The organism is Prosthecomicrobium sp. N25 (assembly GCF_037203705.1).
In the GTDB taxonomy this organism is placed as follows: domain Bacteria; phylum Pseudomonadota; class Alphaproteobacteria; order Rhizobiales; family Ancalomicrobiaceae; genus Prosthecodimorpha.
The window spans coordinates 412,181-426,426 of the sequence record NZ_JBBCAT010000004.1; the positions used below are offsets into that span (position 1 = coordinate 412,181).

At 70.2% G+C, this 14,246-nt stretch carries 11 protein-coding genes; 6 read left to right on the top strand and 5 right to left on the bottom strand.

Features of this window, described 5'->3' with window-relative positions:
* Nucleotides 1-20 precede the first annotated feature (20 nt).
* Complete coding sequence (locus WBG79_RS24120; protein WP_337359793.1) at nucleotides 21-2,498, top strand: penicillin-binding protein 1A; 2,478 nt, start codon at nucleotides 21-23, stop codon at nucleotides 2,496-2,498.
* Between the two features lie 20 nt (nucleotides 2,499-2,518).
* Here WBG79_RS24120 and WBG79_RS24125 read toward each other — a convergent pair whose 3' ends face one another.
* Both WBG79_RS24125 and WBG79_RS24130 read right to left on the bottom strand, forming a co-directional pair.
* The gene (locus tag WBG79_RS24125) at nucleotides 2,519-2,812 is read right to left on the bottom strand and encodes a type II toxin-antitoxin system RelE/ParE family toxin (protein ID WP_337359794.1); all 294 of its coding nucleotides are present in this window, start codon (nucleotides 2,810-2,812) and stop codon (nucleotides 2,519-2,521) included.
* Nucleotides 2,812-3,060: a type II toxin-antitoxin system ParD family antitoxin gene (locus tag WBG79_RS24130; protein WP_337359795.1), complete on the bottom strand. Its 249-nt coding sequence runs from the start codon at nucleotides 3,058-3,060 to the stop codon at nucleotides 2,812-2,814. The genes WBG79_RS24125 and WBG79_RS24130 overlap by 1 nt, the downstream gene beginning before the upstream one ends.
* Before the next feature lie 283 nt (nucleotides 3,061-3,343).
* Here WBG79_RS24130 and prfB point away from each other — a divergent pair.
* A protein-coding gene (gene prfB / locus WBG79_RS24135; RefSeq protein ID WP_337359796.1) for a peptide chain release factor 2 occupies nucleotides 3,344-4,475 on the top strand; the annotation gives its coding sequence in 2 pieces (ribosomal slippage) (nucleotides 3,344-3,412 and nucleotides 3,414-4,475; 1,131 coding nt in all).
* Between the two features lie 75 nt (nucleotides 4,476-4,550).
* On the opposite strand, the gene WBG79_RS24140 is transcribed toward prfB, so the two are convergent.
* Both WBG79_RS24140 and WBG79_RS24145 read right to left on the bottom strand, forming a co-directional pair.
* Complete coding sequence (locus tag WBG79_RS24140) at nucleotides 4,551-5,828, bottom strand: M23 family metallopeptidase (RefSeq protein ID WP_337359797.1); 1,278 nt, start codon at nucleotides 5,826-5,828, stop codon at nucleotides 4,551-4,553.
* A 160-nt stretch (nucleotides 5,829-5,988) separates the two neighbouring features.
* Complete coding sequence (locus tag WBG79_RS24145; protein ID WP_337359798.1) at nucleotides 5,989-6,453, bottom strand: peroxiredoxin; 465 nt, start codon at nucleotides 6,451-6,453, stop codon at nucleotides 5,989-5,991.
* A 195-nt stretch (nucleotides 6,454-6,648) separates the two neighbouring features.
* On the opposite strand from WBG79_RS24145, the gene WBG79_RS24150 reads away from it, so the two are divergent.
* Entirely contained in the window at nucleotides 6,649-10,080 is a 3,432-nt protein-coding gene (locus WBG79_RS24150) for an AsmA-like C-terminal domain-containing protein (protein ID WP_337359799.1), read from the top strand.
* 207 nt (nucleotides 10,081-10,287) lie between these two features.
* On the opposite strand, the gene tyrS is transcribed toward WBG79_RS24150, so the two are convergent.
* Nucleotides 10,288-11,541 (bottom strand): tyrosine--tRNA ligase, encoded by a 1,254-nt coding sequence (tyrS, locus tag WBG79_RS24155; RefSeq protein WP_337359800.1) that lies wholly within the window; start codon nucleotides 11,539-11,541, stop codon nucleotides 10,288-10,290.
* 124 nt (nucleotides 11,542-11,665) lie between these two features.
* Here tyrS and WBG79_RS24160 point away from each other — a divergent pair, with 124 nt between their 5' ends.
* From WBG79_RS24160 to WBG79_RS24170, 3 genes are all read left to right on the top strand, one after another.
* The gene (locus WBG79_RS24160) at nucleotides 11,666-12,784 is read left to right on the top strand and encodes an anhydro-N-acetylmuramic acid kinase (protein WP_337359801.1); all 1,119 of its coding nucleotides are present in this window, start codon (nucleotides 11,666-11,668) and stop codon (nucleotides 12,782-12,784) included.
* 483 nt (nucleotides 12,785-13,267) lie between these two features.
* Nucleotides 13,268-13,633, top strand: a complete 366-nt coding sequence (locus tag WBG79_RS24165) for an NADH-quinone oxidoreductase subunit A (RefSeq protein WP_337359802.1) — start codon at nucleotides 13,268-13,270, stop codon at nucleotides 13,631-13,633.
* On the top strand, nucleotides 13,624-14,208 hold the full coding sequence (locus WBG79_RS24170; RefSeq protein ID WP_337359803.1) for a NuoB/complex I 20 kDa subunit family protein: 585 nt from the start codon (nucleotides 13,624-13,626) through the stop codon (nucleotides 14,206-14,208). Before WBG79_RS24165 ends, WBG79_RS24170 begins: the two co-directional genes overlap by 10 nt.
* The last annotated feature ends 38 nt before the right edge of the window (nucleotides 14,209-14,246 follow it).

A 14,246-nucleotide genomic window follows, 5' to 3' on the forward strand; every position in this document is an offset into this window, starting at 1 on the left:
CCAGGAGGCGGACCGGCGGCATGTTCTTCTTCAGGTTCCTCGGCTACCTCCTCTCGATCGGCACGGTGTTCGTGCTCGCCGCGGCCGGAGCCGCCGCCCTCGCGTACCGCTACTTCGCCTCCGATCTTCCGGACTATGCGGGCCTCAAGAACTACGAACCGCCGGTGATGACGCGCGTCCACGCGACGGACGGCAGCCTGATGGCCGAGTACGCGCACGAGCGGCGCCTGTTCCTGCCCATCCAGGCGATCCCGGCGCTGGTCAAGAACGCCTTCATCTCGGCCGAGGACAAGAACTTCTACGACCACCACGGCGTCGATCCCGAGGGGATCGCGCGCGCGGTCTTCACGCTGGTGCAGGACCGCATCCGCGGCGGCAACCGGCGGCCCCAGGGCGCCTCGACCATCACCCAGCAGGTGGCCAAGAACTTCCTGCTGACGAACGAGCAGAGCCTGGAGCGCAAGGCCAAGGAGGCGATCCTGGCGCTGCGCATCGAGGAGGCCTACAACAAGGAACAGATCCTCGAGCTCTACCTCAACGAGATCTACCTCGGCCTCGGCGCCTACGGGGTGGCGGCGGCGTCGCTTCTCTACTTCGACAAGTCGGTGCACGAACTCACCGTCGCGGAGGCGGCCTATCTCGCCGCCCTGCCGAAGGCGCCGAACAACTACCATCCCTACCGCTTCCCCGAGCGGGCGGTCGGCCGCCGCAACGACATCGTCGACCTGATGGCGCAGAACGGTTTCATCACGCGCGAGGAGGCCGACAAGGCGAAGAAGCAGCCGCTGACGGTCACGCCGCGCCAGACCGGACCGCACATCTTCGCCTCGGAGTATTTCGCCGAGGAGGTCCGCCGCGAGCTCCTGGAGCGCTACGGCGAGAAGGGCCTCTACCAGGGCGGCCTGTCGGTGCGCACCACGCTCGATCCGCGCCTGCAGGTGATCGCCCGCAAGGTGCTGCTGAAGGGGCTGATGGATTACGACACCGATGCCGGCTGGCGCGGGCCCGTGACGAAGATCGACCTCGGCCTCGGCGACTGGGGGCCGAAGCTCGCCGACGTGAAGTCCTACTCGGACATTCCGGAATGGCGGCCGGCGGTCGTGCTCTCGGTGCTCGACCAGGAGGCGCAGATCGGCCTGCAGCCGCCGAAGCTTTTCGGCGGCACGGTGTCGACGGCGCGCGAGCGCGGGGTGCTGCCGCTCGAGCACGTGAAATGGGCGAAGTGGGCCGACGGGCCGAAGCGCGGGGCACCAGTCAAGACGGTCGGGCAGGTGCTGTCGCCGGGCGACGTGGTCTATGTGGAGAAGGTGGGCACGGGGACGGGCGACCGGCCGGTCTACAAGCTCCGCCAGTTCCCGGAGATCTCCGGCGCCATCGCGGTCGTCGACCCGCACACGGGCCGCGTGCTCGCGGTGTCGGGCGGCGCCTCCTTCTTCGAAAGCGAGTTCAACCGCGCCACCCAGGCCTGGCGCCAGCCGGGCTCGTCCTTCAAGCCCTTCGTCTACTCGGCCGCGCTCGACAACGGCTACACGCCGTCGAGCGTCGTCCTCGACGGGCCGATCGAGATCAGCCAGGGCCCCGGCCAGCCGCCGTGGCGGCCGGAGAACTATTCCGGCAAGTTCTACGGCCCCTCGACGCTGCGCATCGGCATCGAGCAGTCGCGCAACACCATGACGGTCCGGCTCGCCAAGGACATGGGCATGCCGATCGTGGTGGAATACGCCAAGCGGTTCGGCATCTACGACGACCTGTCCCCGGTACTCTCCATGTCGCTCGGCGCGGGCGAGACGACGGTCCTGCGCCTGACTTCCGCCTATGCGACCATCGCCAACGGCGGGCGGCGCGTGAAGGCGACCTTCATCGACCGCATCCAGGACCGCTACGGGAAGACCATCTTCAAGCACGACCCGCGCGTCTGCCAGGGCTGCGAGGCCTCGGCGTGGGCCGGCCAGGAGGAGCCGAAGCTGATCGACGACCGCGAGCAGGTGCTCGACCCGATGACCGCCTACCAGATCACCTCCATGATGGAGGGCGTGGTCCAGCGCGGCACGGCGACGGTCGTCAAGGAGGCCGGCCGGCCGGTGGCGGGCAAGACCGGAACGACCAACGACGAGAAGGACGTGTGGTTCGTCGGCTATACGCCGGACCTCGTGGTCGGCGTGTTCATGGGCTACGACAAGCCGCGCCCGCTCGGCAAGGGCCAGACGGGCGGCCATGTGGCGGCGCCGATCGCCAAGGACTTCTTCGTCGAGGCCCTGAAGGACAAGCCGGCGGTGCCGTTCCGCGTGCCGCCCGGCATCCGCCTCGTCGCCATCAACCGCAAGAGCGGCCTGAAGGCCTCGCCGGGCGACCCGGATACCATCATGGAGGCCTTCAAGCCCGGCACCGCGCCGCCGGACAGCTACTCCATCATCGGCTACGACCAGGGCGAGTTCTCGCGCGCCAAGAAGGTCACGCCGGAACAGGAACGCGGGCTGCAGCCGGGCGGGTTGTACTGACTAGGGTACGTTCGACCGGCTCAGAACGGATTGGACGACCAGTCCTCCCTGAGGTGGCGGACTCGGACGATCAAGACCTCGTCCGAGTCGTCGATCACATAGAGGATGAGATGAGACCGATGGGGATGTGCCCGCAGGCCCGGTGATATCTCGTTGCGTTCGCGAGCCAGCCTCGGGTTGCGGGCGATCAGATCGAAGATGTCGTTGATCTTCCTGACGTATCGCACTGCCCGTTCGAAACCGAACTCCCGATCACCTTCCAGGAGTATGCGGACGAGGTCCTCGTCGGCCGCCGCGGTGAGGCGGTAGCCCATCAATTCCCCGTCCGGTTCAATCGGGCCCTTGCATCTTCGACGATCTCGTCGATCGTCCGCGTGCTGATCCCGCTCGCCATCCCCTCTTCGATCAGCGCCTGCATCGCGGCGATCTTCTCGGCGCGCTCCTGGTCGCGGCGGATCAGGTCGCGCACGTAGTCGCTCGCGTTGGCCCAGCGTCCGGTCGCTGCGCGGCTCTCGACCCAATCCTTCATCTGATCGGGAAGCGAAACGTTCATCGTGGCCATGGTCCTGTCCTCCTCGCCGGAGAATGTCGGGGCTTGGCAAAGTTTGTCAACGGGTCGGGCCGGGGGCGAACCCGGCCTCAAAAGCCACGGGCCCGAGATACGCGGCCGCTGACGCCGGGGTCTCGGGGATTGGCCCGGGAGCCTGGCATGCCGATACGTCATGACGCCGTCCGTCCCCGGTTCGACCGGCCCCGCACGGGTCGCGGCCGAGCCGCGGTTTACACCTCCGGCCCCCGCCGCTATGGTCCGCGCCGACGAGCAACCCCCGTCGAGCGGAACCCTCATGCGCCCCGAAATCGAGACCATCGTAGACGAGATCAAGCAGGCGCTCAGCCTGCTGAGGAGGCATCTTTGACTGGGATGTCGCGCTGAAGCGGCTCGACGAGCTGAATGCCCGGTCCGAGGATCCGACCCTGTGGAACGACCCGCAGGTGGCCCAGAAGCTGATGCGCGAGCGCGACCAGCTCGCCCGCTCGATCGCCGCCGTGCAGGGCATCGAGCGGGAGCTCGACGACCACCTGACGCTGCTCGAGCTCGGCGAGGCCGAGAACGACGCGGCGACCGTGACGGAGGCCGAGGAGCAGCTGAAGCACCTGGGGCACGACGTGCAGCGCCGGCAGATCGAGGCGCTCCTGTCGGGCGAGGCCGACAGCTTCGACACCTACGTGGAGTTCCACGCCGGCGCGGGCGGCACCGAATCCCAGGACTGGGCCGAGATGCTGATGCGCATGTACATGCGCTGGGCCGAGCAGCACGACTACAAGGTCGAGATCATCGAGTACACGGCCGGCGAGGGCGCGGGCATCAAGGGCGCGACCCTGCTGGTCAAGGGCCCGAACGCCTACGGTTGGCTGAAGACCGAATCGGGCGTGCACCGGCTGGTGCGCATCTCGCCCTTCGACGCCAATGCGCGGCGGCAGACGAGCTTCGCCTCCGTGTGGGTCTATCCGGTCATCGACGATTCGATCGACATCCAGATCAACGAGGGCGACGTCCGGGTCGACACCTACCGTTCGTCCGGCGCCGGCGGCCAGCACGTCAACACGACCGACTCGGCCGTGCGCCTGACCCACATCCCGACCGGCATCGCCGTCGCCTGCCAGGCGGAGCGGTCGCAGCACAAGAACCGGGCCAAGGCCTGGGACATGCTGCGGGCGCGGCTCTACGAGATCGAACTGAAGAAGCGCGAGGAGAAGGCCAACGCCGAGGCCGCCGCCAAGACGGACATCGGCTGGGGCCACCAGATCCGCTCCTACGTCCTGCAGCCCTACCAGATGGTCAAGGACCTGAGGACCGGCGTGCAGTCGACCGATCCGGCCCGGGTGCTGAACGGCGACCTCGACCTCTTCATGGAGGCCTCGCTCGCCGCACGGGTCACCGGCGGGGCCGTGGACGCGGTGGCGGACATCGACTGAGAACGGACGGGCGGCCGCGCGCCATTGCACCCCGCACCCCGTGACGTGCGGGGCGCAATGGGGCGCGGCCCCGCCTCACTTCAGGAGCGGCAGGATGGCCTCCCCGGCGTCGACCCAGCGCGCGGGGTCGACGGCGTCGCCGTTGATGCGCGTCTCGTAGTGGACGTGCGGGCCGGTCGAGCGGCCGGTCGAGCCGGCATAGCCGATGACCTGCCCGCGGCGGACGACGGTGCCCGGCTCGACGGCGATGCGCGAGAGGTGGCCGAAGCGGGTGGAGACGCCGCTGCCGTGGTCGATCTCGACCATCAGGCCGTAGCCGCCGTTGCGCCCCGCGTCGCTGACGGTGCCGGGGCCGGTAGCAAGGACGGGGTCGCCGGTCTCGGCACGGAAATCGATGCCGGTGTGCATGGCGAGGACACCGAAGAACGGGTCCGAGCGGTTGCCGTAGCCCGAGGTGACGGTCGGGTCGCCGGCGACCGGCACGCCGAGTGGCAGGATCGCGGCGGAGCGGCGGGCGGCGACGAGGCGGGCGAGCGCGGTCTCGGCCCGGCGCACCAGGGTCACGGGTTCCATGGCGGGGACGAGCGGGCCGCCGACGCCGGCGACCGGCTTCGGGCGGGGGACCGGCTCGGCGCGCTCCGTCGCCGGCATGGCGAGCCGCAGCCCGAGACGGCCGACCGCGGATTCGATGCGGCTGGCGTCGCGCTCGGCCATCTCGGCGACCATGGAGACCGCCAGCGTCCGGCGCGCGACGAGGCGGTCGAGCGTGTCCTCGGCGGTGGCGATGCGGGTGGCGACGCGGCCGTCGGGACGCTTGGCGCCACGCGCGGAGAACGGGTCGAACCAGGACGACGATCGCAACGGGGCCGGTTGGACGGCGGGAGCCGGGGTGGTCCGCTCCGGCTCCAGCGTGGCGGTCGGCGCGGCGGCGGGCACCTTGAGACCGCTCTGGCGGGCGCGCTCGATGACGGCCGCGATCGCCATGTCCTGCTCCTTCATGGCCTCCTGGCGGGCCATCAACCGGTCGATCTTGGCCTCGAAGGCCTCCTGGTCGAGGAGCTGGCGCGAGTTGATCCGGTCGATCTGGGCGCGCAACGCCGCGATCCGGTCCTCGTAGCTCTGCTGCAGGCTCGCCTGGCGGGCGAGGGCGGCGCCGAGGATGTCGTCCCGGAACATCAGGTAGCCGGTGGCGCCCAGGTACGCGAGGGTGAAGAGGACCACCGCGGCCGCGCCGGTCAGCATCCAGGCGGGCGTGAGCGTCAGGCTGCGCTCCCGGCCGTTGGCCGTGAACGAGATGCGGGGGAGCTCGGCGCGCTTGCCGAAGGAACGATGGCCGGTGGAGGTGGTCGTCATGGACGGGCCCCGGTACGCAAGAGACCGGCGACGCTCACGGTCGCCTCGGGGCCATTACATCTCTGTTAAGGTTAACAAAGCGCTCACGTGGCGTGAGCGGGCGCGGGGCGGCGCGCCGGGCGGATCGCGGCGGAGAGGGCGACCCGCCCGGGGCGGCGGCTCAGAGCCCCTTGGCGGCGGCGAGGACCTCCTCGGCGTGGCCCTCGACCTTCACCTTCGGCCAGATGCGGGCGATGCGGCCGTCCTTGCCGACCAGCATGGTGGTGCGCTCCACGCCTATGTACTTGCGCCCGTACATGCTCTTCTCGGCCCAGACGCCGTAGGCCTCCAGCATGCCGTGATCCTCGTCCGACGCGAGGCGGACCGCGAGGTCGTACTTGGCGCGGAACTTGTCGTGGCTCTTCGGACTGTCGGGCGAGACGCCCACGACGGGCACGCCGATCTTCTCGAATTCGGCCGCCAGGCAGGAGAAGGACTGGGCTTCCTTTGTGCAACCCGAGGTATCGTCTTTCGGATAGAAATAAAGCACGTAGGCTTTGCCGGCGAGATCAGCGGAGGCGATTCGGCCTCCTCCGTCACCCGGCAGGTCGAAGTCCGGGGCTTTGTCCCCCACGGTCAGCGGCATGTCGCCTTCCTTTCGTCGCGTTTGGTGGTCACAGGGCTGGGCCGGGGAATACTACGCGAAGACGGCCGCGACGGATTGCGGCCGCGGCGGCCCGCGGGAACGGGTCAGGGATCGACGACCGGGGCGAGCCGAACCGTATCGATGAGGTCGAACGCTGACACGACCGGCGGCAGACGCCGCCGAGGAGGGCGCCGGGTGCTCCGCATCCTCGCCGGCCTGTTCGGATTCGTCGTGGTGGCCGGGCTCGTCGCCTTCTCGTATGTCGCCTGGCATCTGACGCAGGGACCCATGGAGCTCGCGCCGGCGGCGCGGATCGCCGAACGCGTCGTGGCCGAGGCGCTCGGTGGGGGGCGGCGCACGAGCGTCGCGCGGGCCGACCTCAGCGCCAGCCTCTCCGAGGGCCTGGCGATCCGCCTGACGGACGTGCGCGTGGGCGAGGAGGGCGGGGGCGTCGAGGTGGTCGTGCCGAGCGCGGCGATCGGCCTGCAGCTCCTGCCCATCCTGACCGGAGACTTCCGCCCTTCCTCCCTGGACCTGCACCGGCCGCGCGTGGTGGTGGACCTGCCGGCGCTCGACCGGGAGCGGGCCGAGCGGGCAGCGCAGGCGGCCACGGTCGACCCGGTCACTGGCACGGGGGACCCGGCTTCCTCCGCCCCGCCGCCCGAACCGGCACAGCCCGGCCCGGCGAACGGGGTGCAGGGGCCCGGACCGAGGGGCGCGGCGCTCCTCGAAGCGAGGCTGACCGAACTCGGCAAGGCGGTCGACCGCAACCTGCGGCTCATCCGCGCGGAGGGGCTGGAGAGCCTGTCGGTCCGCCAGGGCGAACTGGTCGTCGTGCGGGGGGACGGGCAGGGCGGGACGAAGCGGACGACCATTCCGCAGGTCGAGGTGTCGAGCGTTTTCGGCACATCGGCGGGCGACATCGACCTCGGCTTCACCGCCAAAGGCGATATCGGCCGCTGGTCCTTGCGGTTCCGGCAGATCCCCGGGGCGGACGGCGGGCGGCGCATCCTCGCCGAGGCGGCCGACGTCACGCTCAAGGACCTGTTCGGCGAGCAGGACCCCCTGCTCAAGGCCGACATGCCGCTCTACCCGACCGTCGACCTCGCCTACGACCGGAGCGACCGGCTCGTGCAGGCGCGGCTCGACGCGCGGGTCGGCGCCGGCATCCTGCGCTTCGGCAAGGAGCCCGAGGACGAGATCCTCGCGGACGAGGGGCAGGTGGTGCTCGGCTGGGTGCCGGCGGCGGGGCGGGTCGCGATCGAGCGCGCCGGGCTGCAGGTCGGGCCGAGCGCGCTCTATCTGCGGGGCGAGGCCACGCAGCCGCGGGCGGAGGGGAACGGGCGCTGGGCGATCGACCTCGGGCTGGAGTCCGGTGCGCTGGCACCGCGCGACGTCGGCGGACCCGCGGTGGCGATCCAGGGCTTCGCCGCCAAGGCGGGCTTCGACGAGGGGCGCAAGGTGCTGCTCCTCGACGACCTGCAGATCCATTTCGGCGGCGGGGCGCTGCGCTCGATCGGCCACGTGGACTTCGCCCAGCCCAATCCGCTCGTCAGCGTCAACACGGTCTTCACGCCGGTGGACGCGGCCACGATCGCCCGGGTCTGGCCGCACTTCATCGCCGCCAACGCCCGGCGGTGGTTCATCGACCACGTGAAGGCGGGCCGCGTCTCGGACGGGCTCATCAAGCTGCGCTTCCCTTTCGGGATCGACCCGCCGCTCTGGCCCGCGGACGCGGTGGTGCTGACCGCGCGCTTCGACCAGACCACGACGGCCACCTTCGGCGATCTGCCGCTCGTCACCGAGGCGTCCGGGACGCTCTCGATGCAGCGGCGGCGTTTCGAGGCCGTCGCGGAGCGGGGCGTCGTGGCAACGCGGCACGGACGCCGGCCGAACCTCCTCGCCTTCCGGTTCGACGTCCCGGACGCAATGATCAAGGGCCCGCGGGCCGGCATGGAGATGCGCCTCGCCGGCGAGAACGTCGCGCTGGGCGAGATCATCGACGCCGAGCCGCTCCTTCTCCTGCAGGCGGCCGGGGTCAAGCTGGAGGGGCTCGCGGGCACGGGCGACGTCAAGGGGCGCGTCGACCTCACCTTCGGCAAGGAGTTCGACCCCGGTTCGCTCGACTACCGTTTCGAGGCGAACCTCGACAAGTTCGGCAGCCCGTCGCCCATCCTCGGCCGCCGCTTCCAGGACGCGGTGCTGAAGGTCACGGTCGACCGCAAGGGCACCACGGTCACCGGCAAGGCCAAGATCGACGGCGTGCAGACCGACGTGAACATGTACGAGCCGAGCGACAAGTCGAATGCCGCCGAGCGGCGCGACTTCACCATGACGCTCGACGACGCCGCGCGCGCCCGCATGGGGCTCGACCTCGCCGGGCTCGTCACCGGCGCCGTCAAGGTGGAGATCGGCCAGCCGCCGAACGGGGCTGCGGAGACCAAGCGGATCACCTCCGACCTGACCACCGCGCGGCTGGTGATCCCCCAGTTCGGCTGGACCAAGGGGGCGGGCGTGCCCGCCAAGGCGGTGCTCGACGTCACCGAGGACGACAAGGGCGGCACCCGGATCGACAACTTTGCCATGGACTCCGAGGGACTTCAGGTCCGCGGCGCGATGACGGTCGACAAGGAGAAGCGCCTGGCGTCCGCCGACCTCTCCCGCTTCGCGCTGCGCAAGGGCGACGACGCCAAGCTGAAGCTCGTGCGCGGGTCCGACCAGGTGCTGAACGTCACCTTCGAGGCGGGCAGCTTCGACCTGCGCAGCCTACTGCAGTCGCTGAAGAAGCAGGACGGGCCCGAGGTGGACCCGAAGAAGCAGAGCGACATGTCGATCAAGGCCCGCGCGGCGCGCCTCGTCGGCTTCAACGACGTCACGCTCTCCGACGTGGTGATTGACGCGCAGGTGCGCAATCAGGTGGTGACGCGCCTGCAGATGACCGCCCGGGCGCCGGGGGGCCGGTCGATCGAGATCTCGATCCGGCCGGACGGCACGCGGCGGATCCTGACGGTGTCGGCGGACGACGCCGGGGCGGCGCTCGGGTTCCTGGACGTCTACGAACGCCTGCGCGGGGGCACGCTCCAGATGGCGGCCCTGTTGTCCGGGCCGGGCACGGCGGACGGCAGCGTGCGGGTGGTCGGCTTCGGCCTCCTGCCGCCCAAGAACGAGCGCGGCAGCGTGCTGCGGACGACGCCCGACGGCCTGCGCGAGGTGGCGGTGCGCGACGTGCCGGTGACGGAGGACGCCACCTTCGACCGCTTCGAGGTCAAGTTCGCGATGCGCAAGGGCGTCATCAACGTGACGGAGGGCATCGCCAAGGGCCCGGCGACGGGCGCCACCATGAGCGGGCAGATCGACCTCAACGCCCAGCGCCTGCAGATCGCCGGGACCTTCATCCCGCTCTACGGCCTGAACAACCTGGTCAGCCGGATCCCGATCTTCGGCGAGATCGTCGGGGCGGGGCGCAACGAGGGGCTCGTCGGGGTCACCTTCAAGGTCGTCGGCAACGTCGACAACCCGGTCCTGCAGTTCAACCCGATCTCGGCGATCGCGCCCGGCATCTTCCGCAAGATCTTCGAGTACCGGGTCGACGGCGGCGAACCGCCGCCGCAGGCGCCGGTCCAGTAGGGAACGCCCCCGGTCGGGGGGTGATGAACGGAGCCCGATTTCCGGGCACCGACCCTCCCGCCGCATCGCCGGCCGGAGCGCAGCGGTGGGCCGGGGCCCAGCGCCGGCCGCAGCGGCGCGGATCGCGGCCCGCTCTGGATCCCGGATCCGCGTCGCGTGCCGCGCCTTGTCCGGGGTTGCGGGTCGAGGGTGGACGGCCCGGCGGGGTCAGCCGACCCGCTTCAGGACGATGATCTTCTTGCGGCTCAGGGCGACCTTGGCGACGCCGTCCTGGAAGAGGGCAGCGTCGACCTTCTGGTTGTGGTCGGAGAGCTTGCGGTCGTTGACCGAGACCGAGTTGTTGGCGATCAGGCGGCGGTACTCGCCCATGCTGGCGACGTAGCCGGCGCTCTGCAGGACATGGCCCAGGAAGGGGCTTTCGGCGAGCTTGTCGCCGCTGATCTCGATGACCGGAAGGTCGCCGCCGAGGCCGCCCTCCTCGAAAGTGCGGCGTGCGGTCTCGGCCGCCTCCTGGGCGGGAGCCCGCCCGTGCACGAGCGCGGTCACCTCGGTCGCCAGGACCTTCTTGGCCTCGTTGATCTCGGCGCCCCGGAGGGCGGCCAGGCGGCTCACCTCGTCCATCGGCATCAGGGTATAGAGCTTCAGGAAGCGCTCGACGTCGGCGTCCTCGGTGTTGCGCCAGTACTGCCAGTAGTCGTAGGGCGACAAGAGGTCGGCGTTGAGCCAGACCGCGCCGGAGGCGGTCTTGCCCATCTTGGCCCCGGAGGCGGTGGTGAGGAGCGGAGAGGTCAGGGCGTAGAGCTGCACGCCGTCCATGCGGTGGCCGAGCTCGATGCCGTTGACGATGTTGCCCCACTGGTCGGAGCCGCCCATCTGCAGGATGCAGCCGGTCCGCCGGTAGAGCTCGACGAAGTCGTAGCCCTGCAGGATCATGTAGTTGAATTCGAGGAAGGACAGCGACTGCTCGCGGTCGAGACGGAGCTTCACGGAATCGAAGCTCAGCATGCGGTTGACCGAGAAATGACGGCCGACGTCGCGCAGGAATTCGATGTAGTTGAGCTTCAGCAGCCAGTCGGCATTGTTGATCATCAGGGCGTCGGAGGGGCCGTCGCCGAAGGTCAGGAATTTGGCGAAGACCTGCCGGATGCCCTCGAGATTGCGGGCGATGTCGGCCTCGGTCAGGAGCTTGCGGGCCTCGTCCTTGAAGGAGGGGTCGCCGATCATGGTGGTGCCGCCGCCCATCAGCGCGATCGGCCGGTGCCCGGTGCGCTGCATCCAGGCGAGCATCATGATCTGGATGAGCGAGCCCGCATGGAGGCTGGTCGCGGTCGCGTCGAAGCCGATATAGGCGGTGACCGGGCCCTTGCAGAAGGCTGCGTCGAGGCCCTCCGGATCGGAGATCTGGTGGATGAAGCCCCGCTCGGAGAGAACGCGGAGGAATTCGGACTTGAAACCGGTCATGATGCGTCGAACCTCGTGGGCCGCGGAGCCCTCCGGCCGCGGCGTCGGGCGTTCCTAGCACCGTCGCGCGCGGATTACACGGGGGAAGCGGCGCCGCCGCGGGGTTTCGGAGGGGAGTGTCGGAATGAGCGGATTGCGCCTCGCCATCGGGCTGATGAGCGGCACCTCGATGGACGGTGTCGACGTGGCCCTGATCGAGACGGACGGCCGGGCGGTCGGCGCGTTCAGACCGACGCAGTTCCGGCCCTATTCGGACGAGGAGCGGGCGGCGCTCAGGGCCGCGCTCGCGGCCGGGCCGGCGCTGAAGGACCGCTGGGAGCGCCCGCCGGTGGTTGCCGAGGCGGAGCGGATCGTCACGGAGGCCCACGCGGATGCCGTGAGGGCCTTCATGGTCCAGAACGGGCTGACCGCCGACGCTGTGGCGGTGGTCGGCTTCCATGGCCAGACCGTGTTCCACGCGCCGGGGCGCGGGCTGACCATCCAGATCGGCGACGGCCTCGCGCTCGCCCGCGCGCTCGGCATCCGGGTCGTCTACGACTTCCGGTCGGCCGACGTGGCGGCGGGCGGGGAGGGGGCGCCGCTGGTGCCGGCCTACCACGCGGCCCTGGTGGCGCGGGCGGGATTGAAGTTTCCGGCGGCGGTGCTGAACATCGGCGGCGTGGCCAACCTCACGTGGATCGGCGGGCCGGGGGAAGGGGCGGAGGACCTCGTCGCCTTCGATACCGGTCCCGGCAACGCGCTCATCGACGACTGGTGTCATTCGCGCACGGAGCGGCCGGTCGACTCGGACGGCCGGCTCGCCGCGAAGGGGCGTGTCGACCCGGCGGTGCTCGACCGCCTGCTGGCCCATCCGTACTTCATCGCGAAGCCGCCGAAGTCGCTCGACCGCAACGCCTTCTCGGCCGCGCCCTGCGAGGCCCTGTCGACCGCCGACGGGGCCGCGACCCTGACCGCCTTCACGGCGGCCGCGGTCGCCCGGTCGCTCGACCTGGTGCCGGAACGGCCGGGGTCGCTGGTGGTCGCCGGGGGTGGGGCGCACAATCCGACGCTCATGCGGATGATCGCCGAGCGCGCCAACACGGAAGTGATCGCCGCCTCCGACATCGGGTGGTCGACCGACTTCCTGGAGGCGCAGGCCTTCGGCTTTCTTGCGGTGCGGCATCTGGAGGGTCTGCCGATCAGCTTCCCGGGCACCACCGGCGTGGCGCAGCCGACCGGCGGGGGCGTGCTGGCGGTGCCGTGAGGGGTCCGCGGCGGGCGCGGGTCTGGTATGCCACGGGGCGCGCCGTCAGCGTACCGTGGCGGTGGCGTGCATTGCGCTTGTGCGGGGAAGGACTTACCTGCCGTCTGCCGAGGGTCGGCACGGGCCGCCGGGCCGCGGGTCGGGCCGCCCCCGGGCAGGCTCGTGGGATATGCGAAAGCGGCTCCGCGGAGCCGTCCCCGACGGTGCGCGAGTGCGCCGAATTGATGTAGGAACGAGCACCAGGGAGCGGGGGTTTGCGCTTGCGTGAGCCCGGTCGCTGGGCTAAGCGTGCGGCGGTTGCGGTGCGGAAATCGGCTGGATCACGCGGCATCGAGTCGCGATCCGGCGGGTATCTCGCGGGCTGGTGACGGTGGCCTGACGATCGTCGCGAGCCCATCGGCCTCCCCGTCCGGGGAGGCTGCGGCCAGGGGCAATCCGCTCGCGACCGGCGTACCGGCCGCGCGGAGCGACGAGGACGAAAGCATGGACACCCTGCTCAGCGCCTATCTCCCCATCGTGGTGTTCGTCGGCGTGGCGGCGTTCATCGGCCTGGCGCTCCTGATCGCGCCCTTCGCGGTCGCCTACCAGGCGCCGGATCCGGAGAAGCTGTCGGCCTACGAGTGCGGCTTCAACGCCTTCGACGACGCCCGCATGAAGTTCGACGTCCGGTTCTATCTTGTCTCGATCCTCTTCATCATCTTCGACCTCGAGGTCGCGTTCCTGTTTCCCTGGGCCGTCGTGTTCGGCGACCTCGGCTGGTTCGGCTTCTGGTCGATGATGACCTTCCTCGGCGTGCTGACCATCGGCTTCGTCTACGAGTGGAAAAAGGGAGCCCTGGAATGGGACTGATTCAGCCGTCGGGCGAACCGCTCGTCGCGCCCGCGCCCAAGGGCATCATCGACCCCAACACGGGTAAGCCGGTCGGGGCGAACGACCCGTTCTTCCTGGAAGTGAACGCCGAGCTCGCCGACAAGGGCTTTCTCGTCACCGCCACCGACGACCTGATCACCTGGGCGCGCACGGGCTCGCTCATGTGGATGACCTTCGGTCTCGCCTGCTGCGCGGTCGAGATGATGCAGATGTCCATGCCGCGCTACGACGCGGAGCGCTTCGGCTTCGCGCCGCGCGCCTCGCCGCGGCAGTCGGACGTCATGATCGTCGCCGGCACGCTCACCAACAAGATGGCGCCGGCCCTGCGCAAGGTCTACGACCAGATGCCGGAGCCGCGCTACGTCATCTCGATGGGCTCCTGCGCCAACGGCGGCGGCTACTATCATTACAGCTACGCCGTGGTGCGCGGCTGCGACCGGGTCGTCCCGGTCGACATCTACGTGCCGGGCTGTCCGCCGACCGCCGAGGCGCTCCTCTACGGCGTGCTGCTGCTCCAGAAGAAGATTCGTCGCACGGGCACCATCGAACGGTGACCGGAGGCCGGCGGGAAACGACGGGCCGGCGCCGTGGC